Source organism: uncultured Paracoccus sp., from assembly GCF_947487305.1.
Classification (GTDB): domain Bacteria; phylum Pseudomonadota; class Alphaproteobacteria; order Rhodobacterales; family Rhodobacteraceae; genus Paracoccus.
The window spans coordinates 25,912-52,683 of sequence record NZ_CANKWH010000002.1; the positions used below are offsets into that span (position 1 = coordinate 25,912).

The 26,772-nt window shown below is 66.7% G+C and carries 26 protein-coding genes; 10 read left to right on the forward strand and 16 right to left on the reverse strand.

The features are described from left to right. Nucleotides 1-7 precede the first annotated feature (7 nt). The 7 genes from bamA to pyrH all read right to left on the reverse strand — a co-directional run bounded on the left by bamA (nucleotide 8) and on the right by pyrH (nucleotide 7,910). Nucleotides 8-2,353 (reverse strand): outer membrane protein assembly factor BamA, encoded by a 2,346-nt coding sequence (gene bamA, locus Q1A36_RS02730; RefSeq protein WP_299839428.1) that lies wholly within the window; start codon nucleotides 2,351-2,353, stop codon nucleotides 8-10. A gap of 108 nt (nucleotides 2,354-2,461) precedes the next feature. Continuing rightward, nucleotides 2,462-3,793 (reverse strand): RIP metalloprotease RseP, encoded by a 1,332-nt coding sequence (rseP, locus tag Q1A36_RS02735; protein WP_299839431.1) that lies wholly within the window; start codon nucleotides 3,791-3,793, stop codon nucleotides 2,462-2,464. Continuing rightward, nucleotides 3,790-4,947 (reverse strand): 1-deoxy-D-xylulose-5-phosphate reductoisomerase, encoded by a 1,158-nt coding sequence (dxr, locus tag Q1A36_RS02740; RefSeq protein WP_299839434.1) that lies wholly within the window; start codon nucleotides 4,945-4,947, stop codon nucleotides 3,790-3,792. The genes rseP and dxr overlap by 4 nt, the downstream gene beginning before the upstream one ends. Nucleotides 4,948-4,951: 4 nt before the next feature. After that, nucleotides 4,952-5,782: a phosphatidate cytidylyltransferase gene (locus Q1A36_RS02745; protein ID WP_299839437.1), complete on the reverse strand. Its 831-nt coding sequence runs from the start codon at nucleotides 5,780-5,782 to the stop codon at nucleotides 4,952-4,954. Further along, nucleotides 5,779-6,522, reverse strand: coding sequence for a polyprenyl diphosphate synthase (uppS, locus tag Q1A36_RS02750; RefSeq protein ID WP_299839440.1), 744 nt, complete (start codon nucleotides 6,520-6,522; stop codon nucleotides 5,779-5,781). Before uppS ends, Q1A36_RS02745 begins: the two co-directional genes overlap by 4 nt. Before the next feature lie 4 nt (nucleotides 6,523-6,526). After that, a complete protein-coding gene (frr, locus tag Q1A36_RS02755; protein WP_101751646.1) occupies nucleotides 6,527-7,090 on the reverse strand; it encodes a ribosome recycling factor in 564 nt (187 codons plus the stop codon). Between the two features lie 130 nt (nucleotides 7,091-7,220). After that, nucleotides 7,221-7,910 carry a UMP kinase gene (gene pyrH / locus Q1A36_RS02760; RefSeq protein ID WP_299840472.1) on the reverse strand — a complete coding sequence of 230 codons (690 nt, stop codon included), beginning with the start codon at nucleotides 7,908-7,910 and terminating at the stop codon, nucleotides 7,221-7,223. A gap of 120 nt (nucleotides 7,911-8,030) precedes the next feature. On the opposite strand from pyrH, the gene miaA reads away from it, so the two are divergent. Continuing rightward, entirely contained in the window at nucleotides 8,031-8,909 is an 879-nt protein-coding gene (miaA, locus tag Q1A36_RS02765; protein WP_299839444.1) for a tRNA (adenosine(37)-N6)-dimethylallyltransferase MiaA, read from the forward strand. A gap of 272 nt (nucleotides 8,910-9,181) precedes the next feature. Next, nucleotides 9,182-10,099 carry an AraC family transcriptional regulator gene (locus Q1A36_RS02770; protein ID WP_299839447.1) on the forward strand — a complete coding sequence of 306 codons (918 nt, stop codon included), beginning with the start codon at nucleotides 9,182-9,184 and terminating at the stop codon, nucleotides 10,097-10,099. Here Q1A36_RS02770 and Q1A36_RS02775 read toward each other — a convergent pair. Continuing rightward, nucleotides 10,075-11,079: a nucleoside recognition domain-containing protein gene (locus Q1A36_RS02775; protein ID WP_299839450.1), complete on the reverse strand. Its 1,005-nt coding sequence runs from the start codon at nucleotides 11,077-11,079 to the stop codon at nucleotides 10,075-10,077. The two genes, Q1A36_RS02770 and Q1A36_RS02775, sit on opposite strands and share 25 nt — an antisense overlap. Nucleotides 11,080-11,172: 93 nt before the next feature. Between Q1A36_RS02775 and Q1A36_RS02780 the strand changes: the two genes are divergently transcribed. Next, nucleotides 11,173-11,649, forward strand: a complete 477-nt coding sequence (locus Q1A36_RS02780) for an Lrp/AsnC family transcriptional regulator (protein WP_299839453.1) — start codon at nucleotides 11,173-11,175, stop codon at nucleotides 11,647-11,649. On the opposite strand, the gene Q1A36_RS02785 is transcribed toward Q1A36_RS02780, so the two are convergent. The 3 genes from Q1A36_RS02785 to putA all read right to left on the reverse strand — a co-directional run bounded on the left by Q1A36_RS02785 (nucleotide 11,644) and on the right by putA (nucleotide 17,182). After that, entirely contained in the window at nucleotides 11,644-12,411 is a 768-nt protein-coding gene (locus Q1A36_RS02785; protein ID WP_299839456.1) for an RlmE family RNA methyltransferase, read from the reverse strand. The two genes, Q1A36_RS02780 and Q1A36_RS02785, sit on opposite strands and share 6 nt — an antisense overlap. Continuing rightward, on the reverse strand, nucleotides 12,411-13,535 hold the full coding sequence (locus Q1A36_RS02790) for a Ppx/GppA phosphatase family protein (protein ID WP_299839459.1): 1,125 nt from the start codon (nucleotides 13,533-13,535) through the stop codon (nucleotides 12,411-12,413). The genes Q1A36_RS02785 and Q1A36_RS02790 overlap by 1 nt, the downstream gene beginning before the upstream one ends. 209 nt (nucleotides 13,536-13,744) lie before the next feature. Continuing rightward, nucleotides 13,745-17,182, reverse strand: a complete 3,438-nt coding sequence (gene putA, locus Q1A36_RS02795) for a bifunctional proline dehydrogenase/L-glutamate gamma-semialdehyde dehydrogenase PutA (protein ID WP_299839462.1) — start codon at nucleotides 17,180-17,182, stop codon at nucleotides 13,745-13,747. A gap of 106 nt (nucleotides 17,183-17,288) precedes the next feature. Between putA and Q1A36_RS02800 the strand changes: the two genes are divergently transcribed. From Q1A36_RS02800 to Q1A36_RS02830, 7 genes are all read left to right on the forward strand, one after another. Then, nucleotides 17,289-17,453: a hypothetical protein gene (locus Q1A36_RS02800; RefSeq protein WP_198590280.1), complete on the forward strand. Its 165-nt coding sequence runs from the start codon at nucleotides 17,289-17,291 to the stop codon at nucleotides 17,451-17,453. Then, the gene (locus Q1A36_RS02805) at nucleotides 17,453-18,634 is read left to right on the forward strand and encodes a VWA domain-containing protein (protein ID WP_299839467.1); all 1,182 of its coding nucleotides are present in this window, start codon (nucleotides 17,453-17,455) and stop codon (nucleotides 18,632-18,634) included. The genes Q1A36_RS02800 and Q1A36_RS02805 overlap by 1 nt, the downstream gene beginning before the upstream one ends. Next, entirely contained in the window at nucleotides 18,631-19,218 is a 588-nt protein-coding gene (locus tag Q1A36_RS02810) for a VTT domain-containing protein (protein ID WP_299839472.1), read from the forward strand. Before Q1A36_RS02805 ends, Q1A36_RS02810 begins: the two co-directional genes overlap by 4 nt. Before the next feature lie 5 nt (nucleotides 19,219-19,223). Next, a complete protein-coding gene (locus Q1A36_RS02815) occupies nucleotides 19,224-19,916 on the forward strand; it encodes a M48 family metallopeptidase (protein WP_299839475.1) in 693 nt (230 codons plus the stop codon). A gap of 79 nt (nucleotides 19,917-19,995) precedes the next feature. Next, on the forward strand, nucleotides 19,996-21,213 hold the full coding sequence (locus Q1A36_RS02820; protein WP_299839478.1) for an alpha/beta hydrolase: 1,218 nt from the start codon (nucleotides 19,996-19,998) through the stop codon (nucleotides 21,211-21,213). Then, nucleotides 21,210-22,553 (forward strand): cytochrome P450, encoded by a 1,344-nt coding sequence (locus Q1A36_RS02825; protein ID WP_299839480.1) that lies wholly within the window; start codon nucleotides 21,210-21,212, stop codon nucleotides 22,551-22,553. Before Q1A36_RS02820 ends, Q1A36_RS02825 begins: the two co-directional genes overlap by 4 nt. After that, nucleotides 22,550-22,894 (forward strand): MmcQ/YjbR family DNA-binding protein, encoded by a 345-nt coding sequence (locus Q1A36_RS02830; protein ID WP_299839483.1) that lies wholly within the window; start codon nucleotides 22,550-22,552, stop codon nucleotides 22,892-22,894. Before Q1A36_RS02825 ends, Q1A36_RS02830 begins: the two co-directional genes overlap by 4 nt. A 40-nt stretch (nucleotides 22,895-22,934) precedes the next feature. Here the strand turns inward: Q1A36_RS02830 and Q1A36_RS02835 are convergent, their stop codons facing one another. The 5 genes from Q1A36_RS02835 to Q1A36_RS02855 all read right to left on the reverse strand — a co-directional run bounded on the left by Q1A36_RS02835 (nucleotide 22,935) and on the right by Q1A36_RS02855 (nucleotide 26,654). Beyond that, entirely contained in the window at nucleotides 22,935-23,351 is a 417-nt protein-coding gene (locus Q1A36_RS02835) for a pore-forming ESAT-6 family protein (protein WP_299839486.1), read from the reverse strand. 131 nt (nucleotides 23,352-23,482) lie between these two features. Beyond that, the gene (locus tag Q1A36_RS02840; RefSeq protein WP_299839489.1) at nucleotides 23,483-23,839 is read right to left on the reverse strand and encodes a UBP-type zinc finger domain-containing protein; all 357 of its coding nucleotides are present in this window, start codon (nucleotides 23,837-23,839) and stop codon (nucleotides 23,483-23,485) included. Between the two features lie 9 nt (nucleotides 23,840-23,848). Then, nucleotides 23,849-24,949 carry an ABC transporter ATP-binding protein gene (locus Q1A36_RS02845; protein WP_101754153.1) on the reverse strand — a complete coding sequence of 367 codons (1,101 nt, stop codon included), beginning with the start codon at nucleotides 24,947-24,949 and terminating at the stop codon, nucleotides 23,849-23,851. A 17-nt stretch (nucleotides 24,950-24,966) separates the two neighbouring features. Continuing rightward, nucleotides 24,967-25,773, reverse strand: coding sequence for an ABC transporter permease (locus tag Q1A36_RS02850; protein ID WP_299840478.1), 807 nt, complete (start codon nucleotides 25,771-25,773; stop codon nucleotides 24,967-24,969). An 11-nt stretch (nucleotides 25,774-25,784) separates the two neighbouring features. Continuing rightward, the gene (locus tag Q1A36_RS02855) at nucleotides 25,785-26,654 is read right to left on the reverse strand and encodes an ABC transporter permease (protein WP_299839492.1); all 870 of its coding nucleotides are present in this window, start codon (nucleotides 26,652-26,654) and stop codon (nucleotides 25,785-25,787) included. Nucleotides 26,655-26,772 lie beyond the last annotated feature (118 nt).

Genomic DNA, 26,772 nt, shown 5'->3' on the forward strand with positions numbered 1-26,772 from the left:
AAGCACATCAGAAGCGGGTCGAGATGGTCAGATCGAAGTTCTGATCCTCGTCATAGTCTTCCTGCTTGACCGCCTTCGAGAAGTTGAACCGCAGCGGTCCGATCGGCGTGGTCCAGAACAGCGAGGCGCCGACCGAGGCACGCACCTTCATGCCGTCGTCGATCTCGTAGGCCTCGCCGGCAGCGGTGTAGGCGGTGGTGTTGTCCAGCCCCCAGATCGAGCCGACATCGGCGAAGAGACCGCCCGAGATGCCGTATTCCTCGGGCAGACCCAGTGGGAACTGCGCCTCGGCGCGGGCGACCCAGAAATAGTTGCCCCCCAGCGCATCCTCGTTCTCGGCCAGAAGATCACGCGGACCGATGCCGTTCGGCTCAAAGCCGCGGATCTTGGATCCGTTGCGATAGCGGTCGATGATCCGCGTATCGCTGTCGTCATAGCTGAGGATGGCGCCGGCCTCGAACTCGGCCCGCAGCGTGATCTCTTCGCGCCAGGCGCGGCTTTCGACGCCGGCCAGCAGGGCTGTCTTGACGTTCTTCGTGTCGCCGCCCAGCCCGGCGAAGTCCTGGCTGAAGTTCAGCTTGTAGCCAGTCAACGGGTTAAGCCCGGTGATGCGGCTGTCATAGCTGTAGACATAGCCGAGCGCCGAGGTGACGCGCGCGCCCTCGTCATCGATGATCAGCGACGAGCTGCGGGGTTCGCTGGTCTCGTCACCATCGGGAATGCCGTCGGCGACGTTGAAGATGGTGTCGCGGCTGAGGCGATAGCGCACTTCCAGCCGGCCGTTCTGCGAGACCGGGAATTGCAGCCCGGTGCCGATAAAGGCCGAGCGGGTATCGTATTTCGAGTTCAGCTGCTCGGTCTCGGCATAGCCGCCCGAGAAGCGCCAGCGCAGATCGCGACCCAGAAGAAAGGGCTCGACAAAGTTCAGTTCGGCCTGACGGTCGCCATCGGCGGTCGAGACGGCCACCCCGACCTCCTGCCCGCGGCCAAGGAAATTGCGCTCGCTCAGCGCGGCGTTGAAGCCGACGCCGGCGCTCTGGCCATAGCTCGCGCCGAAGGACAGCGAGCCGGTGGGCTGTTCCTCGACGTTCACATCGACGATCACCTGCTGCTCGCTGCTGCCCTGCCGGGTCTCGACCTGAGCGTCCGAGAAATAGCCAAGGGCGCGGATGCGCTCGGCCGAGTTGCGGATCTCGCGCGGGTTGAACGGGTCGCCCTCGACGGTGCGGAACTGGCGGCGGATGACGCGGTCCAGCGTGGTGGTGTTGCCCTCGATGTCGATACGCTCGACGAAGACGCGCGGGCCACGGGTCAGGGCGAAGGTCAGGTCCAGCGTGCGCGAGCCGGGGTTGCGGGTCACGCGCGGCTCGATATTGACGAAATCCAGACCCTGCTCGATGGCGACAGTCTCCATCCGGCGGATGGTGTTGTCGATGGCGGCGGGGTTGTAGACCGCCCCGCGCCGAACCCGGTTCTGCGCCCCGAAGGCCGAGGCATCGACGCCCGGAATCTCCGAAATCGTGTCGACCGTGCCAAAGCGGTATTGCGGACCTTCCTGAATGTTGAAGGTGACGTAGAACGCATCGCGTTCGCGCACGATCTCGGGCGCGACGGCCTGCACCTTGAAATCGGCATAGCCGCGCGAGCGGTAGAAATCGGTCAGCAGCTGTTCGTCGAAGGGGATACGCTCGGGCACGAAGGTATCGGCCTGGATGAAGGTGCGCAGGATGCCGGCCTGCTTGGTCTCCAGCACCTGCCGCAGGCGGCGGTCCGAGAAGGCACGGTTGCCGGTAAAGCCGATGCGCTCGATCTCGGTCACGTCGCCCTCGCTGACCTCGAAGACCAGATCGACGCGGTTGCCGTCACGGCGGATGATGCGCGGATCAACGCGGGCGGCCAGACGGCCCCGGGCGGCATAGGCCTGGGCGATGGCGGTGGCATCGGACAAAGCCGTCGAGGGCTGGTAGACGCGGCGGGCCTGCGACTGGATCACCGCCTGCAGGTCCTCGTCATTGATGCGCTTGTTGCCCTCGATGCTGATCTGGTTGATCGTCGGGTATTCGCTGACCCGGATGACCAGCGTGCTGCCCTGCGGGATCACCTCGACGCTTTCGAACAGGCCGGAATTCTGCAGCCGTTGCACCGCGTCGTTCAGATCGCCCCCCGACACTTCCTGCCCGCGCGCGATATTGGCGAAGCTGAGGATGGTGGCCGCCTCGATCCGCTCGGCCCCCTCGATCCGCACATCGTTGAAGGCAAAGGCCGAGGCGGGCGTGGCCACCATGGCTGCCGGTGCCGCGATCGCCAGTGCCGTCATCAGCGCAACCGCGCGCGTCCCCAGTTTGCGTGTCATAGCCGCCCCTCTGATATCAAGCCTGCTCGCGCCGCTTCGGCGGCACTTTCTTTTGTTGGTTCATGCTGTAACCCCGTTTCGTCGCGGCTGTCAAAACCGCAGTCGCGTTCAGGGGCAGAAAAGATCGTTGGTGAGGCCGAAAATCATCAAGCCGATGACCGCAGCAAAGCCGATGGCGGTCAGCAGATTCAGCGCCCGGTCCGAGGGCGGGCGGCCAGTTACCGCCTCGTAGCTGTAAAACATAAGATGCCCGCCATCGAGCACGGGGATGGGCAGCAGGTTCAGGAAACCGATGGCCGCCGACAGGAAGGCGATCCAGGTGATGAAGCTTGCGCCACCCGCGCTGGCGGCCTGGCCGGTCGTCTGCGCGATGGAAATCGCACCGCCCAGGTTGCAGCTGTCGATCTGGCCCGAGATCATCGCCCAGAGGCCCGACAGCGACATGGCGATCACCGACCAGGTGCGGTCGATGCCCAGCCACAGCGCCTCGAGCGGTCCGGCCGTGCGGGTCTCGGGGGTGAAATAGCCGTCGCCGCCAGTGATGCCGACCAGCCAGCGCCGTTCATAGCCGCCTTCGGCAGCGGGCAGGTCCTGCTGTTTCGCGGCGACGGTGTAATCATTGACCTCTTCGCCCTCCCGCCAGACCTTCAGCACCAGCGGCTTGCCCTCGGCCTCGGCCACCTTGGGCGCGATCTGGTCGAAACGGTCGACCCGCACCCCGTCCACCGACAGGATCACGTCATCCGGGCGCAGGCCTGCATCGGCGGCGGCGCTGCGCGCGCCCACACCGGACACGCGCGGCGGCATCGGATCGGGGCCGGGGACAGTCAGCTCGTCATTGCCGCGCTGCACCCGCCATTCCTGCGACGCTGCGGGCGGCACGGTCTCGATGACCTTGCGCATGTCAGCCCAACCCGCCACCGGCACGCCGCCGATGGCCAGAACCTGATCGCCCGGCATGAGTTCGTTCACCACCTCGGGCGGCGAGGGTGCGATCTCGCCGATCACCACCTGGTCGCGCGGCAGGCCGACGATCATGGCAAAGCCGGCGAAGATCAGGATCGACAGGATGAAATTGAACACCGGCCCGGCCAGCAGCGTGGCGAAGCGCGCCCAGAGCGGCGCGCCCGACAGGGTCTGGCGGCGCAGCGCCGGATCGACGCGGCGGCCCGGACCGGCGCTGGCGGCGTTCTCGTCGCCCATGAACCGGACATAGCCGCCAAGCGGCAGCGCCGCCACCTGCCACAGCGTGCCATGCCGGTCGCGGCGCGAGAAGATCTGCGGGCCGAAGCCGATGGAAAACACCTCGGCCTTGATGCCCGACCAGCGCCCAACGATGTAATGGCCGAATTCATGCACGGCCACGATGATCGACAGCGCCACGATGAAGGCCAGCAGCGTGTAAAGCGTGCTGCCGAATTGCGGGATCAGGTCGGTCATGCGGCGGCGGCCTTTCGTGCTGTGCGGTCCCAGTCAAGGACGGTGGGCAGGTCGCCCGGTTCCGCGCTGAAATGGGGTTTTGCGGCCATCAGGTCCAGAGTGGCCTCGACCCGAGGGGCCATTTCGGTGAAGCGGATGCGCCCGGCGATGAAATCATCCAGCGCCTGTTCCTTGGCGGCGTTGAACACCGCGCCTGCCGCACCACCCGCCGCGATCACCTCGCGCGCCAGCCGCAGGGCCGGCCAGCGGGCCTCGTCGGGATGGCGGAAATTCAGGCTGCCAAGCGCGGCCAGATCCAGCACCGGCAAGGGCAGCGGCTGGCGGTCGGGCCAGTTCAGCGCATAGCCGATGGCATGGCGCATGTCGGGCGGGCCCAGATGTGCGATGGTGCCGCCATCCTTGTGCGTGACCATGGCATGCAGGATCGATTCCGGGTGAACCAGAACCTTGATCTTCTCGGCGGGCAGATCAAAGAATTCATGTGTTTCAATGACCTCCATCGCCTTGTTGAACATGCTTGCGCTGTCGATGGTGATCCTTTGGCCCATCTGCCAGTTCGGATGGGTCGAGGCCTCGGCCACGGTCGCCGCCGCCAGCCGGTCCAGCGGCCAGTCGCGGAAGGCGCCACCCGAGGCGGTGATGGTTACTTGCTCGACAGTTTCCAGGTTCGAGCCTCCAAGAGATTGGAAAATGGCGGAATGTTCGGAATCGACCGGCAGGATGCGGGCCTCGGCGGCGGCGGCGGTCTGGCGCAGCAGGGTGCCGGCACAGACCAGCGATTCCTTGTTGGCCAAGGCCAGCGTGCCGCCCCGCCGCAGCGCCGCCATGCCCGGTGCAAGCCCGGCCGATCCGACGATGGCCGACAGCGTCCAGTCAGCCGGACGGCCCGCCGCCTCGATCAGCGCCTGTGTCCCGGCGGCGGCCTCGACACCCGAGCCCTCCAGTGCGGCACGCAAAGCGGGCAGCTCGTCCTCATGCGCGGTCACGGCGATCTCGGCTTGAAGCGCGCGGGCCATCTCGGCCAGTCGCGCGATATTGCGCCCGCCGGTCAGGGCGACGGTGCGGTAAGCCGCCGGACCGCCCGCCCGCATCAACAGGTCAAAGCCGCTTTCGCCGACCGAGCCGGTGACACCGAAGATCGAAACGCTGCGCATGGGATCAGAACACCAGAACCGGAATATGGGTGAGGATGCTGATGAACAGCACCGCCAGCACCGCGCCCGAGACCGCATCGAAACGGTCCATGAAACCGCCGTGACCGGGGATCAGGTTGGAACTGTCCTTGACCCCAGCCCGCCGCTTCAGCCAGCTTTCGGCGATGTCGCCCATCTGCCCGGCAAAGGCCACCAGCGGCGAGATCCAGATCAGCGCCGGATCGCCATGGCTGCTGAACCACAGGATCAGCCCCAGAACCAGAGCGCCGACCCAGCCCGCGATGGTGCCGGACCAGGTTTTCTTGGGGCTGAGCCGCGGCCAGAACTTCGGGCCGCCAAAGAATTTCCCGGCGAAATAGCCAAGGATATCCGACAGGAAGACCACGCCCATCAGCCAGATGACAAAGGCCAGCCCATAATCCTCGCGCATGATGACCAGCCCATAGCCGACCAGCAGGATCGCCACGCCAAAGACCGCATAAGTCACCCGATCACGGGAAATCGCCCCGGGCAAGCCAGCGATCAGCGGCAGCGCAAGATACAGCAGGCCCCAATAGCTGCCGACCATCAGCGACAGGAACAGCGAAATGCCCGCCAGCAGCGCCAGCACCATCGGACGGGCGCGGCCGAAGGGCGTCTCGTGCATCGCCGGATAGCGCCAGCCGGTCATGTTGGCCAGTTCCCAGAAGGTCAGGCCGATGAAGGAGGCCATGAACAGCCGCAGCACCACCCCGGTCGACAGCGCCAGCGCCAGACCGATGCCCAGAAGGATCAGCGCAGAGGTGATCCGCCGTCCCAGGTCGGACCATCGGCCGGGTTGTGGACCGCCTGTCATACCCCTCCGAAGCGCCGCTTGCGCAGGCCGAAGCGGTCCAGGATCTCGGCCAGATGATCGGGGGTGAAGTCCGGCCAGAGCGTCTGGCTGAACTCGTATTCGGCATAGGCCGCCTGCCAGGGCAGGAAATTCGAGGTGCGGGTCTCGCCCGAGGTGCGGATCACCAGATCCGGGTCGGGATGGCCGGCGGTATCAAGACAATCCTGAAGATCAGCCTCGCTGGCCGGCCCGGCCAGATGGCCCGAGGCGATCTTCTCGGCCAGACGGTTCGAAGCGCGCAGCAATTCGTCGCGGCCGCCGTAATTGATCGCCACGGTCAGGTTCAGCCGGGTATTGCCGGCAGTGCGGGCCTCGATCCCGGCCATCAGGCTTTTCAGCTTGGCGTCCAGGCGCTCGCGGTCGCCGATAAAGCGCATCCGCACGCCCTCGGCCGACAGCCCGTCGGCCTCGCGCTGGATATAGCGGCGGAAGATCTTCATCAGACCCAGCACTTCCTCGGTCGATCGCTTCCAGTTCTCGGTCGAGAAAGCATAGATGGTCAGCCAGTTCACCCCCAGGTCGGGGCAGGCGCGGACAATCTGCTTCACCCGCTCGGCGCCGCGGCGATGGCCGACAAGACGCGGCCAGCCGCGCTCGGTGGCCCAACGGCCATTTCCGTCCATGATGATGGCGACATGGCGCGGCGGCTGGCCGCCCCCTGCGCCGCTCGCGGCGTCGATCTTGGCGGTTTCCGCGACCATCCGCTCAGACCTGCATGATCTCGGCCTGCTTGGCCTCGAGCGCGCCATCCACGGCGGCGATCATCTTGTTGGTCAGCTCCTGCACCTCGGTTTCCCAGAATTTCTGGTCATCCTCGGACATGCCGGCGGTCTTGCCCTTCTTGATCTGGTCCATGCCGTCGCGGCGCACGTTGCGGATGGCGACCCGGGCGTTCTCGGCATATTGAGCCGCGACCTTGGTCAGCTCGCGCCGGCGTTCCTCGTTCAGCTCGGGGATCGGCAGCATGATGATGGTGCCATTGGTCTGCGGGTTGATGCCCAGCCCGCTGTCGCGGATGGCCTTCTCGGCGCGGCTGACCAGACCCTTGTCCCAGATGTTGATGGTGACCATGCGCGGCTCGGGGACGTTGATGGTGCCGATCTGATTGATCGGCGTCGGGCTGCCATAGGCATCGACCATGACCGGCTCGACCATGCTGGCCGAGGCGCGGCCGGTGCGCAGCGTGCCGAATTCGTGGCGCAGGCTGTCCATCGCGCCCTTCATCCGCCGTTCCAGATCATCGGTATCGACTTCGAACTCTTCTGCCATCTCGCCTTGCCTGTCGTCCTGGTTTTCTCAGCTTGTAACCGCAAAGCGGCCCGGAGGCAAAGGGGACCAGCTGCACCGTGGCAGGTTTAACCGGCCCCTGCGACAGTCGGCCCCCTGCCCGTCTCGAGGCTTAACCGTGGACGCGCGTATAGGTTCCGCGACCTTCGAGAATGCCCTTGAACCCGCCCGGCTCGTCCAGCGAGAAGACGATGATCGGCAGGTCGTTGTCGCGCGCCAGCGCAATGGCCGAGGCATCCATCACGCCCAGGTGCTTCTGCAGCACCTCGTCATAGCTGACGGTCTCGTAACGCTTGGCATCGGGGAATTTCACCGGGTCCTTGTCATAGACGCCATCGACCTTGGTGCCCTTGAAGATCGCCTCGCAGTTCATTTCCGAGGCGCGCAGCGTCGCCGCCGTGTCGGTGGTGAAATAGGGGTTGCCGGTGCCGGCGGCGAAGATGATGACGCGCTTCTTTTCCAGATGGCGCACGGCGCGGCGGCGGATATAGGGCTCGGCCACCTCGTCCATGCGGATGGCGCTGATGACGCGGCAATGGATGCCCTTGGCCTCCAGGGCCGATTGCATGGCCAGCGCGTTCATCACCGTGGCCAGCATCCCCATGTAGTCGGCGGTGGTCCGCTCCATCCCCTGCGCGCTCCCCTGCAGCCCGCGGAAGATGTTGCCGCCGCCGATGACCATGCAGATCTCGACGCCCAGCTTGTGAACCGATTCGACCTCGTCGGCGATCCGCGCGACGGTGGGGGGATGCAGGCCGAAGCCCTGGTCGCCCATCAGCGCCTCGCCCGAGATCTTCAGCATCACACGGTCATAGCTTTTGGGCTTGGCCCCTTCGGTCTCGGTCACGGCATGGGCCCCCTGTCGGTTTCATTGCCGCGCAAAATGTCGCAAAAGCGGATCAGGTTCAACCACGGCCAAACCATGCCCGAGCACGATCTGACGACAATTCCCCGCGACCGCCACCTGCTGATCGCCGGTCCCACCGCCAGCGGCAAGTCGGCGCTGGCCATGCAGGTCGCCCGAGCGCAGGGCGGGCTGATCGTGAATGCCGATGCGCTGCAGGTCTGGTCCTGCTGGCGGGTGCTGACCGCGCGCCCCTCGACCGCCGAGGAAGCCGCCCTGCCCCATGCGCTTTACGGCCATGTCGCGCCGGGGCGCAGCTATTCGGTCGGGGACTGGTTGTCTGACGTGGCGGCGCTGAACGGCCAGCGGTTGATCATCGTGGGCGGCACCGTGCTTTACCTGACCGCGCTGACCGAAGGGCTGGCCTATGTGCCGCCGACTCCGCCCGAGATTCGCGCCGAAGGCGACCGGCGGCTTGCTGAACCCGACGGACTGGCACGCATGGTCGCGGCGCTGGACCCGGCCACGCGCGGCAAGATCGACATCCTGAACCCCGCCCGTGTCCAACGGGCCTGGGAAGTTCTGGAGAATACCGGGCGTGGGCTGGCCGAGTGGCAGGCCGAAACGCCGCCGCCGCTGATCGGCCCGGATCAGGCCACGCGGGTCGTGATGATGGCCGACCGGGACTGGCTGGCCCTGCGAATCGCCCGCCGGTTCGACCTGATGCTGGATCAGGGCGCGCTGGACGAGGCGCGCGCCGTTCTGCCCGACTGGCAGCCCGGCGCGCAATGGGCGCGGGCCATCGGCGCGCCCGAGCTGATCGCCCATCTCCGGGGCGAGCTGACACTCGATGAGGCGCGCGAACGCGCAGTGATCGCGACAAGGCAATATGCCAAGTCGCAGCGCATCTGGTTTCGCGGCCGGATGAAGGGGTGGCAGCCGCTGCCCGTCGGCTGACGCTGCCCGGCCTGCTGCCCGGCCTGTGGCAGAACTGCCCTTTCCGGCAGGCTGTGCGCAAAAACTGCGGAACTCTTTTACATCTCATGCGCTATAGGCAATAATTCGCCTATAGTGTCTTGCTGTGCGGAGTTCTGTCCATGTCGGCCGAAGGTCGTCGCCTCGCGAATTCCGGTTTTCCATTTACCCCCAGTCGCTTCAAGGGGATACCGCAGGCTGGTTCTGCAACCCCTGTTAGTGCAACCGAGCCGTGGCGGCTGGCCGGTGCGGGGGTGAATGCGGGCTATATCGACGACGGCACCGGCGATTCGATGGGCGAAAACTCGCCGTCCTTTGCGCGCAGACCGCTGGCCCAGATCGGCAGCCGCGCACGGCCTCAATCCCGCCTCAGGCTGCTGCCGCTGGCCGGTTTCGTCTGGGGCAGCCGCGCCGCCATGCCCCTGCCGCGCACGCGGGGTGAACATGTGCTGATCCGGGTGACGCGCGGCACGCTGCAACTGGATTTCCCGCGCAGCCGTCAGGCGCTGGGGCCGGACAGCCTGTTCTATATTCCGTGCGGCACCGCCTTTGCCGCGCTGCCCCTGGTCGATTGCGCGGGCGAGGTGCTGCTGATCGGGCCCGAGCTGACCCGTGACCTGTCCCATCCCCTGCCCGAGCGCGCGCTTGGCGGGCGGCTGGACCATGACGACCCGGCGCCCCGGCAGATGCTGCAGGAGCTGGCGCAGGAGGCACGGCGGGCCAGCCCCGATGCGCGCGCCGCCATCGCCTGCCAGCTGTCGCTTCTGGCGCTGCGGCTGGCACGGCTGGAACCCGTGGCCCGCCGGGTGCAACCGGGGCCGGGCCATGATCCCGACCTGCCGCTGGCCGAGCGTTTCGTGGCGCTGGCCCAGACCCGTCTGGCCGATGGCAGCACCATCGCCGACCTGGCCGAGGCGCTTGGCGCGACCACCGCCGAACTCGATGCCGCCTGCCAGCACCGGCATGGCAAGCGGGCGGTGGACCTGGTCCATGACCTGCGCCTTGCCCGCGCGGTGCAGATGCTGCGCGACACCACGGAAAGCCCGGCCCGGATCGCGCGGATGCTGGGCTATTCCAGCCTCGCCCATCTGAGCCGGGCCTTCGTCACCGCCACCGGCCGCCTGCCCGACAGCTTTCGCTGCGCGGGTCAGGCCACGTCGCCCTGGGGCTGACCGGACCTGTCACCCGTGACCCTGCCACCCGGCACGAAGAACCACTGGTAGAACAGCCGATCCGGAACCCGGTTCAGCACACGCACCACCAGTGCCGTGGCGGCGATGGCAAAGACCATCCGGCCAAGCCCGACAGCCAGCCCGTCCGCGCCGATGGCCATGACAATCGCCGTGTCCTCGATGATCGCATGGGAAAAGCCCATGAAGACGCAGGCGGCAAAGATCTGGCGCGGTGGGATCAGACCGCTTTGCGCCTCGCGGATCATCATGCCGCCGCCATAGGAGATGCCCAGAAGCGCGCCGATCACCGCGAATTGCCGCGCCTCGCCGCTGATCCCCGCCAGCCGCAGCACCGGATCAACGAGGCGGTTCAGCAGGTCCATGACGCCGGTGAGGCGCAGGATCTCGATGGCCCAGCACAGCGCCAGCAGCACGATGAGCATCCAGCCCATGGTCTCGGCCAGCCCGATCAGGAAACTGGTCCAGCCCTCGGTTCCCGCCATCGGCGTCCAGACGGCCGAAACCGGGGCCTGCATCCAGCCGGTCGCGTTGCTCAGCTGGTGCAGGATCATCGCATAGATCATGCCGCCGCCCACGCGGATCAGCACCGTCGCCATCAACCGCGCACCGGTCTGGCGCAGGATGCCCTGTTCGATCGGCAGGGCATGGGCAAAGAGCAGCAGCGACGACAGGATGGTGACATCGGCCACGGTCAGTTCGCTGACCGGAACCAGCGCGAAGATCAGCGGAATCGCCCCCCATATACCGATGAGCAGCCCGGTCAGCCAGGCCAGCCCCAGTTCCGGCGGCAGGTCATAGAGCGCCATGACCGGGCCGAAAGCCGGGGCAATGGCCTTGATCACGCCCAAGCGCGACAGCGCCTCGGTGATCAGCGCGATGGGCAGGATCAGGCGCACCAGCATCCAGTAAAGCTGCAGGTAGGACAGGGTCTTGCGGGTGATATGGTCGAGAATCGTCATGGCAGGAATCCGTTGATCTTTTTTCATCCTGTGCCATGGCTGCGATGACGGTTGTGGTCAAAGATTGCAGTTTCGTGCAATAATATTGCAAAGATGTCTGCCACCGGAACGCCGCCCATGGACCGCCTCGACCGCAAGATCCTGAACCTGATGCAGCGCGACGCCGCGCGGACCAATGCCGATCTGGCCGACGCGGTCGGGCTGTCGCCGTCCAGCTGCCTGCGCCGGGTGCGGCGGCTGCGTGGTTCGGGCGTGATCGAGCGGGTGGTGGCGATCCTGAACCCGGCCAAGGCGGGGCGGGTGCTGAAGGCCATCGTCACGGTGGAACTGCAGCGCCATGGCGAACAGCAGCAGGCGCGCTTTCTCGCCTTGGCAACCAAGGAGGAAGCGGTGGCGCAGGCCTATGCCGTGACCAGCCAGACCGACGTGGTGCTGATCCTGCGGCTGCGTGACATGGAGGAGTTCGATGCGCTCTGCGAGCGGCTGTTCCGCGACGATACCAACGTGGCGCGCTTCTTTACCATGGTGGTGATCCGCACCGCCAAGGAGGAAACGGCGATCCGCTTATAGATCGCCGTCGCCCGCGTCCGCGTCCTCGTCGGGACGCCCGCGGAACCCCTGCGCCACCACGAATTTTTCCGATGAATCGCTGCGGCTTGCCGGCGGCTTCACATTGGCGACCTTGGTGAAGTTCTTCTTCAGCATGGTCTGCATCTCGAGCTCGGCCCCGCCCGCCAGCACCTTGGCGACGAAGGTGCCGCCCGGCTCCAGCACGTCGAAGGCAAAGGCGGCCGCCGCCTCGACCAGCGCCACGATGCGCAAATGGTCGGTGCCCTTGTGGCCACTGGAGGCCGCGGCCATGTCCGACATGACCACATCGGCGCGCCCGCCGAGCCAGTCCTTGACCTTCTGGTCGGCGCCTTCCTCGAGGAAATCCAGCACATGGATCTCGGCACCGGCAATGGCATCGACCTCTTGCAGATCGACGCCCAGCACCCGGCCGACGGACTTGCCGCCCTTCTCGCCAAGCGCGTTCACCCGCGCCACGGCGACCTGGCACCAGCCGCCGGGCGCGCAGCCCAGATCGACCACCCGGGCGCCGGGCACCAGGAAGCGGTACTTGTCGTCCAGTTCGAGGATCTTGTAGGCCGCGCGGCCTCGATAGCCCTCGCGCTTGGCGCGGGCCACATAGGGATCGTTCAACTGGCGTTCCAGCCACAGCTTGCTGGACATCTTGCGGCCCTTGGCGGTCTTCACCCGCACCTTCAGGTCGCGCTGCCCGCGCCCGCTGGTATTGCCCTTGGCGCTGCCCGCGCCGGTTCCCTTGGCCATCACGCCACTCCGTTCAATCCTTCGGGCGTCAGCACCCCATCCTTCACCATCTGCGAATAGAGCAGACCTTCGCGCAGCCCCCGGTCCGCCACCGACAACCGGCTGGTCGGCCAGACCCGCATCAGCGTCTGCAAGATCGCCGCGCCCGACATGATCAGCGCGTGCCGTTCCCGCCCGATGCGCGGATCGGCGCGGCGGCCCTCGGGGCCAAGCGTGAGGTAAGAGTGAATCACCTTGTCGATCTGATCGCTTGTCATGGTCAGGCCGTCAACCTTGGTTCGGTCGTAGCGCCGCAGCCCCAGATGGCTGGCCGCGACCGTGGTGACGGTGCCCGAGGTGCCGATGATCTGGAAATTCTCGTCGGGCGAGCCGTTCGCATAGGGGGCGAAATCGGCCAGCATCTCCTCGAAATACCAGCTCATCAGCGCGAAGCGGCCTTGATCGTCCTCGACATCGGCGAACTGGTCGCGCAGCGTCGCCACGCCAAGCGGCACGCTGATCCAGTCCACGACCCACGCGCCACCCGGCTGCGGATTGCGGAACCCGTCCCCCAGCCGCATGATCGCCCGCGCCCGTTCGGTCGGCTCGACATCCTCGAGATCGATCCACACCAGCTCGGTCGAGCCGCCGCCGATATCGACGACCAGCAGCTGTTCCGTCGCGAGATTGACCAGCGGCGCGCAGGAGATCACCGCCAGCCGGGCTTCCTCCTCGGCCTCGATGATCTCGACCGGCAGGCCGGTCTCGCGCTGGATCTTGCGCATGAAGTCGCGGGAATTGCGCGCGCGGCGGCAGGCCTCGGTTGCAACCAGACGCATGTTCACGACGTTATGGGTTTCGAGCTTGCGTCGGCAAACCTGCAGCGCATGCACCGTCCGCGCCATGGAACTGCGCGACAGACGACCAGACGCCTCGAGACCCTGCCCAAGCTGGACGGGTTTCGAGAAGCTGTCGATGACCTGAAACTGATTGCCGCGCGGCCGCGCAATCAGCATCCGGCACGAATTGGTTCCAAGGTCCAGTGCCGCATAAAGCGGCCCTTCCTCGGACTGGCGGGTGACGGTCGGCTCAACCGGTTTCAGCTTCGGGAACGCGTCCGCACCCGCGGGACGCCTGGGCGTCATTGGCACGCCCTCCGATATCAACTTGGACCCAACGTAGCGCGCGACCTGTCACCGTTCAAGGGGCAGGCCAGTGCGCGGAAATGCTCAAACGCTGATTTTATCTGCACAGATCCTGTATCCGTGCCTGCGGACAAGCATTTCAGGGCAAATGATTTTTTCGCGGCACCCCGGATTTGCGGGGGGTCGCGCAGGTCTTGAGTGATACCGCCCTACTCCGCCGCTGCCAGCAGCGAGGCATTGCCGCCCGAGGCGGTGGTATCGACGCAAAGATGGCGTTCCAGCACTGCATATCCGGCCAGCTCCGCGCTGCCCGCCAGCGGGATGATCGGCCCCTCCCGGCCCGCCAGGGCGATGCGATAGGCCCGCGCCATCTCCTCGGACCCGTCATAGGCGACAACCGCCATGCCGCTGAGGCTGGAGAGCGCTCCGGGCAAAAGCCGTCCCGTCACCTCGACCGCCGCACAGCCCGCCGCCGTCGCGATGGCGGCCTGCGCGCCCGTGTCGGGGCCAAGGCACAGGATCGTGCCGCGCGCATGGCTGGTCAGCCGGTTCGATTCGCCCGTGGGTCCGGGCAGCAGCGTGGTCTCGCGCGGGGTGTCGATATCGGTCTTGGCGCGCTTCAACTGATCCCTCACCAGTTCGCTATCGGCCTCGGGCCGGTCATCGGCACCGTGGTGATGCCCCGCCGCCCGGAAGCGCGGCACGTAATGCGGCCCGCCGGCCTTGGGGCCGGTGCCCGACAGGCCCTCGCCCCCGAACGGCTGGCTGCCGACGATGGCGCCGATCTGGTTGCGGTTCACGTAGAGGTTTCCGACATGGATATGCCGGTCGATATGCTCGACCCGGTCATCGATGCGGGTATGCAGGCCAAAGGTCAGCCCGTAGCCCGAGCCGTTGATGGCGGCGATCACCCGGTCCAGATCCTCGGCCTTGAAGCGGGCGACATGCAGGACCGGGCCGAAGATCTCTTTCTCGATCGCCTCGATCCCGCTGACGCGGATCGTCACCGGCGGCACGAAATGCCCGCGCGAGGGCGGCTTCAGCCGGTGCAGGATGCGCCCGTCGCTGCGCGCGGCGGACACGTGATCGTCAATGCCTTTCCTTGCGCCTGCCGAGATCACCGGGCCGACATCGGTTTCCAGATGCCAGGGATCGCCCATGCGCAGCTCGTCCATCGCCCCGTGCAGCATGGTCAGCACCTTGTCGGCCACGTCCTCCTGCACGTAGAGGATGCGCAGCGCCGAACAGCGTTGCCCCGCGGACTGGAAGGCGCTGGCAAGGATGTCGCGCACCGCCTGTTCCGGCAGCGCGGTCGAATCGACCACCATCGCGTTCAGCCCACCGGTTTCGGCGATCAGCGGCGCATCGGGGGCAAGATTTTCCGCCATCGCCCGGTTGATCGCCTGCGCCGTGGGCAGGCTGCCGGTGAAGCAGACGCCCGCCACGCGCGGATCGCTGGACAGTGCGGTGCCGACCTGCCGCCCCGGTCCGGGCAGCAGTTGCAGCGCATGGACCGGCACCCCGGCCTCGTGCAGCAGCTGGGTGGCGCGCCAGGCGATCAGGCTGGTCGTCTCGGCCGGTTTGGCCAGCACGCCATTGCCGGCGGCCAGCGCGGCGGCGATCTGGCCGGTGAAGATCGCCAGCGGAAAGTTCCAGGGCGAGATGCAGGTGATGACCCCGCGCGGTGCGTCTGCCGTGGCAAAGCCCGCGTAATAGCGCAGGAAATCCACCGCCTCGCGCAGTTCCGCCACGCAATCGGCCAGCGATTTCCCGGCCTCGCGGGCGATCAGCGCGAAAAGTTCGGCATGATGCGCCTCGTAAAGATCGGCGGCGCGGATCAGCACCGCGGCCCGGGTCTCGGGTGTCGCATCCCAGATCGCCGCCGCGCCAAGCGCGCCGGCAATGTCCGCGTCGGATGACAGCGCGATCCGGCCCACGTGGTCCCCCGGACGCGCCGGGTTCACCACATCCTCGCCGACCCGGCCAGCCTCATCCCCGGCAACAGCCAGCAGCGGCCCGCCCTGCCACTGGTGATCCGCCCATTTTCCCCGCTCGGCATCGATCAGTGCCAGCGTCTCGGGATCGCGCAGGTCGAAGCCGCGCGAGTTCATCCGGCTGCCGAACAGCGCCTGCGGTGCGCGCACGCCCCGCGCCGGCTGGCCCGCCACCTTCTGCCATTCGATGAAGGGATCGGGGGCGACCTCCTCGGGCGGCACGTCGGTATCGACGATGCGGTTGACGAAACTGGAATTGGCGCCGTTCTCCAGCAGCCGCCGCACCAGATAGGCCAGCAGATCCTCATGCGCGCCGACCGGGGCATAGATGCGGCAGCGCGTGCCATAGCGGTCGTGCAGCAGGTCATGCAGCGCCTCGCCCATGCCGTGCAGGCGCTGGAATTCCCAGTCCTTGTCCTCGCCCGCCAGGTCCAGCACCGCCGCCGCCGAATGGGCGTTATGGGTGGCGAATTGCGGATAGATGCGGGGGCTGGCCAGCAGCTTCCGGGCCGAACAGATCCAGGCCACATCGGTCGCGGTCTTGTGGGTCCAGACCGGAAAGCCCTCCAGCCCCTCGACCTGCGCCCGCTTGATCTCGGTATCCCAATAGGCGCCCTTCACCAGCCGCACCATGATCCGCCGATCCAGCCGCTCGGCCAGGGCCTCGAGCCAGTCGATGACATGGGGCGCGCGCTTGCCATAGGCCTGCACCACCACGCCGAACCCGTCCCAGCCCGCCAGCGAGGGGTCCGACAGCACAGCCTCGATCACGTCCAGCGACAGCTCCAGCCGGTCGGCCTCCTCCGCGTCGATGTTCAGCCCCATGTTCGCGGCCTTGGCCGCCCGTGCCAGGCGCAGCACGATCGGCACCAGTTCCGCCATCACCCGGTCGCGCTGACCCTCTTCATAGCGAGGATGCAGCGCCGACAGCTTGATCGAGATGCCCGGATTGGCGCGGATGTCATCGCTTTTCGCCTGCGCCGCCAGCGCCGCGATCGCGCCCTCATAGGCGGCGGTATAGGCGCGGGCATCGGCCTCGGTCCGCGCCGCCTCGCCCAGCATGTCATAGCTGTAGGTAAAGCCCTTGCCGACCCGCTCGCGCCCGCGCCGGATCGCGTCCTTCACCGTCTCGCCCAGCACGAATTGCTGACCCATCTCGCGCATGGCGCGGTGAACGGCGGTGCGGATCACCGGCTCGCCCAATCGTTTCACCGCGTTCCTCAGATGCCCGGCAATGCCGGGGCTTTCATTGCCGCGCAGCACCTTGCCGGTCAGCATCAGGGCCCAGGTCGAGGCATTGACCAGCGAGGAAGCCGACTTGCCCAGATGCTGCCCCCATTCCGAGGGCGCGATCTTGTCCTCGATCAACTCATCCATGGTCTCGGCATCGGGCACGCGCAGCAGCGCCTCGGCCAGACACATCAGCGCCACGCCCTCGTCGGTCGACAGGCCATATTCGGCCAGAAACACCTCCATCAGCCCCGGATCGTCGCCTGCTCGAATGTCGCGGACCAGCGTGGCGGTGGTGGCATCGATGCGGGCGCGGGCGGCGGCATCGGGGCCATAATCCGCGATCAGCGCGGTGATGGCCGCGGTCTCGTCGGCGTTGTGCGCCTTGCGCATCGCTTGGCGGTTCGGGTCTCTCTGGGCCATGGCGTCCTCCGGCACGGGCATTCCCTCACGCTAGCGCGTGATCGGCCCGGTTGCACAGGGGGATTTGCGGGTCTATCTGCTGGGTCAGGATAGAGAAAGGCCCGCCATGATCGTTATCGCCGCCCTTGTCATCGGAGCCCTGATCGGCTGGCGCCGCGCGGGACGCCTGAAGGGCAACCGCATGGACCGGCTGCAATATGCGGCAGCCCATGCCTTGGGCTTCGCGGCGCTTGGCGTCCTCGCCACCGTCATCATCGACCGGATGATCTGATGCTGACCCCCTTCCTCGACAGCCTGCGCCGCCACGGCGTTCCGGTCAGCCTGAGGGAGTATCTGGACCTGCTGGCGGGGCTCGAGGCCGGGGTGACCGGCTGGACCGTGGACGGCTTCTACCATTTCGCCCGCACCGCGCTGGTCAAGGACGAGCGGCATATCGACCGCTTCGACCGAGCCTTTGCCGCCTCCTTCGCGGGGCTGGAAAACCTGCCGCTGGAGGCGCTGGTCAGCGAGACCACCCTGCCCCGCGAATGGCTGGAAAAGCTGGCCGAGAAGCTGCTGACCGACGAGGAGAAGGCCGCCGTCGAAGCGGCTGGCAGCTTCGAGGAGCTGATGAAGCGCCTGCGCGAGCGGCTGGCCGAGCAGCAGAAGCGCCATCAGGGCGGCAACAAATGGATCGGCACCGCCGGCACCTCGCCCTTCGGCGCCTATGGCTACAACCCCGAGGGCGTGCGCATCGGCCAGCACGAAAGCCGCCATCGCCGCGCGGTGAAGGTCTGGGACAAGCGCGAGTTCCGCGATTTCGATGACGGGGTGGAACTGGGCACCCGCAACATCAAGGTGGCGCTGAAGCGACTGCGCAACTGGGCGCGCCACGGTGCCGCCGAGGAGTTGGACCTGCCGGCCACCATCCGCGCCACCACCGATCACGGTTATATCGACGTGCAGACCCGGCCCGAGCGCAGGAATGCGGTCAAGGTGCTGCTGTTTCTCGATGTCGGCGGCTCGATGGACGACCACACGCGGCTGGTGGATGAACTGTTCAGCGCCGCGCGGGCCGAGTTCAAGCATATGGAACATTACTACTTCCACAATTGTCTCTACGAGGCGGTGTGGAAGGACAATCGCCGCCGCTGGAACGAGCAGATTCCGACCTGGGACCTGCTGCACCGCTTTGGCCGCGACTACAAATGCATCTTCGTCGGCGATGCGTCGATGTCGCCCTACGAGATCGCCATGCCGGGCGGCGCCAACGAGCATTGGAACCCCGAATCCGGGCAGGTCTGGCTGAACCGCGTCGCCGAGACCTGGCCCGACCATGTCTGGCTGAACCCGGTGCCCGAGGCGCATTGGCGTCACACCCAGTCGATCGGGATGATCCGGCAGATCTTCGAGAACCGGATGATGCCGCTGACGCTGGAGGGGCTGACGCAGGCCATGCGGGTGCTGGGGTGACGGAGTGGCTCGAGGCGCTGCTGCCGCAATGGGGGCCGTTCCTGCTGGCGGCCTCGGCTTTCCTCTCCTGCCTGATGGTGCCGCTGCCGACCTCGGCTTTGCTGATCACCGCTGGGGCGCTTGGCGGCACCGGGCATCTGGATCTGCCGATTCTGGTCGCAGGGGCGTGGCTGGGCGCGGCGGCAGGCGATCTGACCGCCTTTTCGCTGGCCCATCGCCTTGGCCCAAGGCTCGAGGCGATGGGTGGGCGGCGCAAGGCGCTGTTTGACCGCGCGCGGCAGTTCATCAGCCATCGCGGGCCGCTGGCGGTGTTTCTGGCGCGCTGGCTGATCACGCCGCTCGGCCCGGCCTCGAACTATGTCGCCGGGGCCACCGGGATGAAACCCGCGCGCTTCGTGGCCGCCTCTGTGCCCGGCGAATTCCTCTGGGTGGTCAGCCAGATGGGGCTGGGCTACGTCTTTTCGCGCGGGTTCCGGGGCGACGCCGAGGCGCTTGGCAAATGCGGCATCGTCATCCTTCTGCTGCTGGGGCTGCTGTGGCTGGCACATCACCTCTGGCACAGGCACGGTCGGCCAACCATATAGGGGACATGCTCAAGCTGACCCCCCTCCTGCTGCTCGGCCTCTATGTCGCGGCGATGTATTTCTTCTCCGCCTGGCGGCTGAAGCACGAGCTGAACGAACGCTCGACGCCCCTGAAGCACCCGCGCCTGACGCCGATGCTCGAGCGTTTGGGCAAGGCGATGGACCTGCCGCCGGTGCAGGCCCATATCTACGAGATCGAGCCGATCAACGGGCTGGCCGCGCCCGATGGCCGCATCTTCCTGACCCGTGGCTTCATCCGCAAACTGGATGCCTGCGAGGTCTCGGCCGAGGAGCTGGCCTCTGTCATCGCGCATGAACTGGGCCATGTCGCCCGTGGCCATTCCCGCCGCCGCATGGTCGATTTCGCCGGGCAGAATGCCATTCGTCTGGCGCTGACCGGCATCATCGGGCGCTTCATCCCCTTCATCGGCGCCTGGATCGCCAATCTCGCCGCCGCCGCCGTCGCCGCGCGGCTGTCGCGTCAGGACGAGTTCGAGGCTGACGAGTTCGCCAGCGCGTTGATGATCAAGGCCGGTATGGGCACCGGGCCGCAGAAATCGCTGTTCCGCAAGCTCGAAGCCCTGTCGGGTCGGATGGGCGCAGGCGCCCCGGCCTGGCTTCTGTCGCATCCGAAGACCGACCGCCGCATCGCCGCCATCGAGGCGAACGAGGCCCGCTGGCAGAAACCCAAGGCCTGACCGCGCGCCTGCGGCGTGACGCCCCCTTGCCCACTTCCCCCGCTCGCCTATGCTGTCGCTGCAACCGCAAGGGCCGTTCATGTCGTCACTCCGCCGCCGGGTTCTCTATCTTCCCGGCTATGACCCGCTCCCGCCCCGCCGCTATCGCGAGCTTTACCGCCGCGAGGGCGACCAGCAGGCGGCGATCTCGGGCTACGCGCTGACCATGGGCGCGCGCAAGGACCGGACCGGCTTTGGCTGGGGTGTGACGGGCGAGTTCCCCGAGGGGCGCACGGAAACCGAGATCGAAGTGCTGGTCTGGGCCGATCTGGTGCAGGGCTCGATGGGGCAAGGCATCCTGACCACCTATGGGCAACTTGCGCGCACGGCCTGGGCCTATATCGGTTCGGGCGCTCTCTTCCGGCTGATGCGACTCAGGCGCGGGCCGGTGATCGCGGCGCTTTATCCGATCGTTGTGCTGGTCTTGCAGCTGCTGCTGGCGCTGCTGGCCGGCTGGCTTGTCGGCTGGGGCGTGGCGCGTTTCGGCAGCTGGTGGCTGGGACTGCCGGTCATGGCGGGGGTCACATGGGCCGGGCTCATCGGCTGGCGGCGGCTCGATGGCCGGTTGTTCGCCTATTACCTGATGCATGACTATGCCTTCACCGCGCAGGGCGGAGGCGAATATCCCGAGGCGCTGGAGGAGCGCATCGCCCGCTTTGCCGACCGCATCGCCGAGGTGCTGGCCGAGGGTTGGGACGAGGTGCTGGTCGTCGGCCACAGCTCGGGCGCCTATCTGGCGGTCTCGGTTCTGGCCGACCTGATCCGCGATGGCCGGGTGCCGAAGGGCGCGGCCCTGTCGCTGCTGACCTTGGGCCACGTAGTGCCGATGGCGTCCTTCCTGCCGCGCGCAGAACGGCTGCGCCATGACCTGCGGTTCCTGTCGAACCGCGACGAGATCTTCTGGCTGGACGTGACCGCCCCCGGCGATGCCTGCAGCTTCGGCCTTTGTGACCCGGTGGCGGTGACAGGGGTGGCGACGCCGGCGCAGAAACACCCGCTGGTGATCTCGGCGGCCTATACCCGGACGCTGTCGCCGGAAAAGCAGCGGGCGCTGCGCGGGCGCTGGTTCCGGCTGCATTTCCAGTATCTCTGCGCCTTCGACCGCCCCGGAGATTACGACTATTTCGCCATCACCGCCGGGCCGCTGACCCTGGCCGAGCGGTTCGCGGGTCGCGCGCCTTCTCCGGGCCGCATCACCACCCCCGCCGGCCCCGGATTGTCTGGCCCCGGATTGTCAGGCCCCGGGCTGGCCGCATGATCGCGCCGAAACCCGAGGCCGCCGAGGGGCGCAGCGGTATCCTGCGCCTTGCCCGTGGCTTTCGCCGCGACCTGCTGTCGGCCCTGCCCGCCCGCTTCTACCACGCCTGGATGGCCGAGTTCCGCAACCCGCTGATCCACAGCTTTCTCTGCAACGACCCCGAACTCGTGCGGCTGATCCTGCAAGAGCGGCCCGACGATTTCCCGAAATCGAACCGGCTGCGCGAGGGGCTGGCGCCGCTTCTGGGCAATTCGGTCTTCGTCACCAATGGCGCGGAATGGCGGTTTCAGCGCCGCATCATCGACCCGGCCTTCGAGGGCGGGCGGCTGCGCGAGGCCTATCCGGCGATCCTCGATGCCGCCCAGTCCGCCGTCGCCCGCCTGCCCGAGGGCGAGATCGACATCGAACCGCAGGCCAGCCACGCCGCCGCCGATGCCATCTTTCGCACGCTTTTCTCGCTACCGATCGAGCATCAGGTGGCCTCGCGGGTCTTTGCCGCCTTCCGCGCCCATCAGGACGCGCAACCCATCGTCAACCTCGCCGCGCTGCTGCCCCTGCCGCGCTGGCTGCCCCGCCCGCATTCCCGCCGCACGCGGGAAACCGCAGCCGAGATTCGCGGGCTGATCGAGGATCTGGTCGCAGCGCGCATGGCGGCGATCCGGGCGGGAACGGCCCCCGATGATCTGGCCACCAAGATCATGACCACGCCCGACCCCGAGACGGGCCGGACCTTCACCGCGCCCGAGATGGTCGATCAGGTGGCTATCTTCTTCCTGGCCGGGCACGAGACCAGCGCCTCGGCCCTGGCCTGGTCCCTGTGGCTCTTGGCCGCTAATCCCGACTGGCAGGAAAGGGTGGCGGCTGAATCGATCGCCGCGCCCGGTTTCAGCGAGATCGGCCAGTTGCGCGCCGCCCGCGCGGTCTTCCGCGAGGCGCTGCGGCTTTATCCGCCGGTGCCGATGATGGTGCGCGAGGCGACGCGACCCGAGGCGTTCCGGGGCCGCAAGGTGCCGAAGGGCGCGCAGCTGATCCTGTCGCCCTGGCATCTGCAGCGGCATGAACGGATCTGGGACAACCCCGACGAGTTCGACCCCGCCCGTTGGGAAACCGAGAATGGCCGCGCCGCCAGCCGCAGCGCCTACCTGCCCTTCTCGGCGGGTCAGCGGGTCTGTCCCGGTGCCGGTTTCGCGATGATCGAGGGCGTGTTGATGCTGACACTGATCACCCGTGCCTTCCGCCTGTCCCCCGGCAACGTGCGCCCGGTTCCGGTGGCGCGTTTGACCGTGCGGGGCCGCGATGGCATCCTGATCCGGCTGCAACGACGCGAGGACAGGCCATGAGCCGGGATTTCGTCAATGGCCTTTGCGCTGCCCTGCCGGGGGCGGAAAACTCGGACCCCTGGGGTGGCGGGCATGATTGCTGGAAGGTCGGCGGCAAGATGTTCGCGGTGATCGGAGCGATCAATCAAGCCGTCGCCGCCAAGACCGACAGCATCGAGACGGCGGAAATGCTGATCGAGGCCGGTCCCGCCCGCCGCGCCGCCTATTTCCACAAAAGCTGGGTGGAACTGCCGCTGGATGCCGCTGAGGACGAACTGCGCCACCGCATCCTTGCCAGCTATCGCCTCATTCGCGGCGCACTGCCGAAGAAGGTTCAGGCGGGGCTGGACCCCATTCCCTGACGGAATGGCCCGCCGCATCGCGACGGGCCAAAACCGGTTGTCATTCAGCCGGAAGCTGCGAGGCCAGCTGGGCCATCGCGGTTTCCATCTGCTTGCACATCGCCTCGGGCGTGGTGCTTTGCTGCTTGGCGCCGTCTTCCAGCGTCAGCTCGGTCCCCATCGAGACGACCGTGCCGCCGGCGCCCTTTTCCTCGGCGGCGTCGCCAAGTGCGACATCACCCGCCGGGATCATGCCCAAGAGCTTCGTCTGCGTGGCCACGGCCTCTTCACCGATGAAGCCCTGCTCGTTGCAATGCTTCAGCACGCCCAGCTGGTTGCGGGCCGACTGGTACAGCATCTCGGCCTCGGGCGTGCCCGCCTCGGGCATGGCCGGGGTTGCCGGGGTGGCGGTCTGGGCCTGGGCCGCGCCGTTCAGCATCAGCGCCGCAACGGCGGCCAGATAAATCTTCGAATGCATAAACAAACTCCAGTTGCATGAACGTTTCTGCACCTGCAGCCTAACGTTCTGACGCCGGGCCGCAGCCACCAAATTCGTGATCGGCAAAGAGTTGCGGAATCGCGGAAACCGGCTGAGCCGGGATCAGCCGATCAGCGATGCAGCTTGTCGCGCCAGTCGGCTGGCACGCGACCCTCGGGTCCGGGCGCGGGCTGGTCCTCGGGGCGGGCATCGGGCGCGGCCAAGGCGGGGCCGGCAAACATCTTGCCGCTGCGATAGTCATAAAACCAGTCTTCGCCCGGCTCGAAGCTTTGCATGACCGGGTGGCCGGTGGCGTGGAAATGCGCGGTGGCGTGCTGACTGGGCGAACTGTCACAGCAGCCGACATGGCCGCAGGTGGCGCAGCGGCGCAGGTGGAACCACCAGCCGCCGCTTTCCAGACATTCCTCGCAGCCGGTACCACTTGGCGGCACAGAGCTGTCGATCCAGTCGGCGCGATCCTCGGCCATCTTCCCCCCTTACCGGAACAGAACCAGCGAGCCCGGCGACCAGGCCACGCGGGTGCGGGTACCCACTTCCTGCACATCACGGCCAAAGACATTGCGCATCGAAATGCGCACCGGACGGGCCACGCCATCCTGGCGGGCCGAACCGTCAAGTCGCAGGTCATAATAGGTCATGTCGCCGTAATAGACCACTTCGTCGATGGTCGCCCCGGTCTCGCGCGCCTGGCTGTGCTTCTGACCCGGGCCGATCAGGGTCATGGTCTCGGGGCGGAAGCCGACCGTGGCACCCTTGTCTTCGGGATTGGCGCGGCTGATCTGACGCTTGGGCAGTTCGACCACGCCGAGCCCCGGCACATCGACACGAGCGCCAGCCTCGGTCTCCTCGAGGATCGTCGCGGGCAGGAAGTTCATCACCCCGATGAAATCCGCCACCTTGCGGTCGGCGGGCCGGGCATAAAGCGCCTCGGGCCCGTCCAGTTGCGCGATCTGTCCCTCGAACATCACCGCGATCCGGTCCGACATGACCAGCGCCTCTTCCTGGTCATGCGTGACCAGCACGAAGGTGATGCCGACCTGCCGCTGCAGCTTGATCAGTTCCACCTGCATCTGCTCGCGCATCTTGCGGTCCAGCGCCGACAGGGGCTCGTCCAGCAGCAGCACCTTGGGCTTCAGGATCAGGGCGCGGGCCAGCGCCACCCGCTGCCGCTGCCCGCCCGACAGCGCGTGCGCCGCGCGCTTGCCATAGCCCTTGAGGCCGACCATCTCGAGCGCCTCGTTGACCAGTTGCGCCTTCTCGTCCTTGCTGCGCGAGTCGCGGCGCAGGCCGAAGGCCACGTTCTCGGCCACGGTCAGATGCGGAAAGATCGCATAGCTCTGGAACACCATATTGGTCGGCCGCTTGTTCGCGGGCACGTCCTCCATGTGCTTGCCGTCGATCAGCACGGCACCGCTGCTGATATCCTCGAACCCGGCGATGGTCCTGAGAAGCGTGGTCTTGCCGCAGCCCGAGGGGCCCAGCAGCGAGAAGAATTCACCCTCGCGAATGGTCAGGTCGATGCCGCGCAGCGCGTGATAATCGCCGTAATACTTGTGGACCTCGCGGCACTCGATCATCGGCATTCGGTCGTCGTTCACAAGAATCCTCCGGTGTCGGAACTGCCGGTCCGGGCCAGACTGCGGCGGCGGAAATACTCGCCAAGCGCCAGCAGCACGATGGACAACGCCACCAGCACGGTGCCAAGCGCCATGATCATCGGGACCAGTGCCGGGAAGCGCAGCTGGCTGAAGATATAGGTGGGCAGCGTCGGCTCGTTGCCCGCCAGGAAGAAGGCGATGATGAATTCATCAAGGCTGATGGTGAAGGAAATCAGCAGCGCCGAGATGATGCCGGGCATGACCAGCGGCAGGGTGATCAGCCGGAAGGCGCCCCATTTCGTCTCGCCGAGATCATAGGCCGCCTCTTCCAGCGAGGGATCGAGGCTGGCGAAGGCGGTCGACAGGATGGCAATGGCATAGGGCATGCAGATCAGCGTGTGGCCAAGGATCACCGTCAGGATCGACAGCTCCACCCCCGCGCCCAGCAGCACGACCAGGAGCGACATCGAGACGATGATCTCGGGCAGCACCATGGGCAGCATGATGAAGCCCATGATCGGCCCCTTGCCGGGGAAGGTGAAGCGGGTCGAGGCGCGGGCGGCGAAGACGCCAAGGCAAGTGGCGAAGATGGCCGAAGAGACCGCGATGGTCAGCGAATTCATCAGCGCTCGGCGCAGGGTCGCGTTCTCCCACATCTGGGCGAACCAGTCGGTGGTGAAGCCCTTCAGCGGAAAGGCGATGATCGTGCCCGAGTTGAAGGCGAACAGCGGCAGAAGAATGATCGGCGCATAGAGAAACAGCAGGTAGAGCATCGCATAGATGCGCAGCCCCCCGCCCTGCAGCGCCCCCGACCTCATTGCCGCACCTTGAGGAAGCGGCGGTTCAGGAACAGGAAGATGCCGCTGACGATGGCGACGATGATCATCGCGGTCACGGCCAGCGCCGACCCCAGCGGGCGGTTGTCCAGATCCAGCATCTGCACCTGTATCATGTTGGCGATCATCGGGATCTTGCCGCCGCCGATGACCGTCGGCGTGACATAATCCCCGATGGTCGGGATGAAGACGATCAGCGTGGCGGCGATGACCCCGGGCATGGCCAGCGGCAGCGTCACCCGCCAGAAGGTCATGAACCGGCTTTCGCCCAGATCCCGCCCGGCCTCCAGAAGCGAGCGGTCGATCTTCTCCAGCGCGACAAAAATCGGCAGGATGGCGAAGGGCGCATAGGCATGGGCCAGCGTCAGCACGATCGAATTGACGTTGTAGAGGATGAAGGTCAGCGGCTCGTCGATGATGCCAAGGCTGGTCAGGGTCGAGTTGATGACGCCGTTATAGCCGAGGATTACCTTCCACAGGAACACCCGGATCAGGTAACTGGTCCAGAACGGGATGGTGATCAGGAACAGCCACAGCGCCTTGCGCTCGGGCCGGACGACGAAGCTGACGTAATAGGCCACCGGAAAGGCCAGCACCACCGTCACCAGCGTCACCGTCATCGACACCCAGAGCGAGCGCAGCATCACCGAGCGCACGATGGGATCGCTCAGGACCTGCCGGTAATTGTCCAGCGAGAACTCGCGGATCACCTCGAGATAGCCATCGGTCAGGAAGCTGTAGGCAAAGATGGTCAGCAAGGGCGCGGCCAGAACCAGCAGCGCGTAAAGGAATGGCGGCGCGATCAGGGTCGCGCCCTGCACCGCCTCGCTTCGTGGTCCCTTCGCCATCGGCTTTCCCTGTCACCCGTTCTGTCGGCGTCCCGGTTCTCCGGGTTTCCTAATCCTTTCCACAAGATCGCGGAAAGGGAAAGCTGTCTTTGCGTTCAGGCGGCAGGCCGGCGCGGGA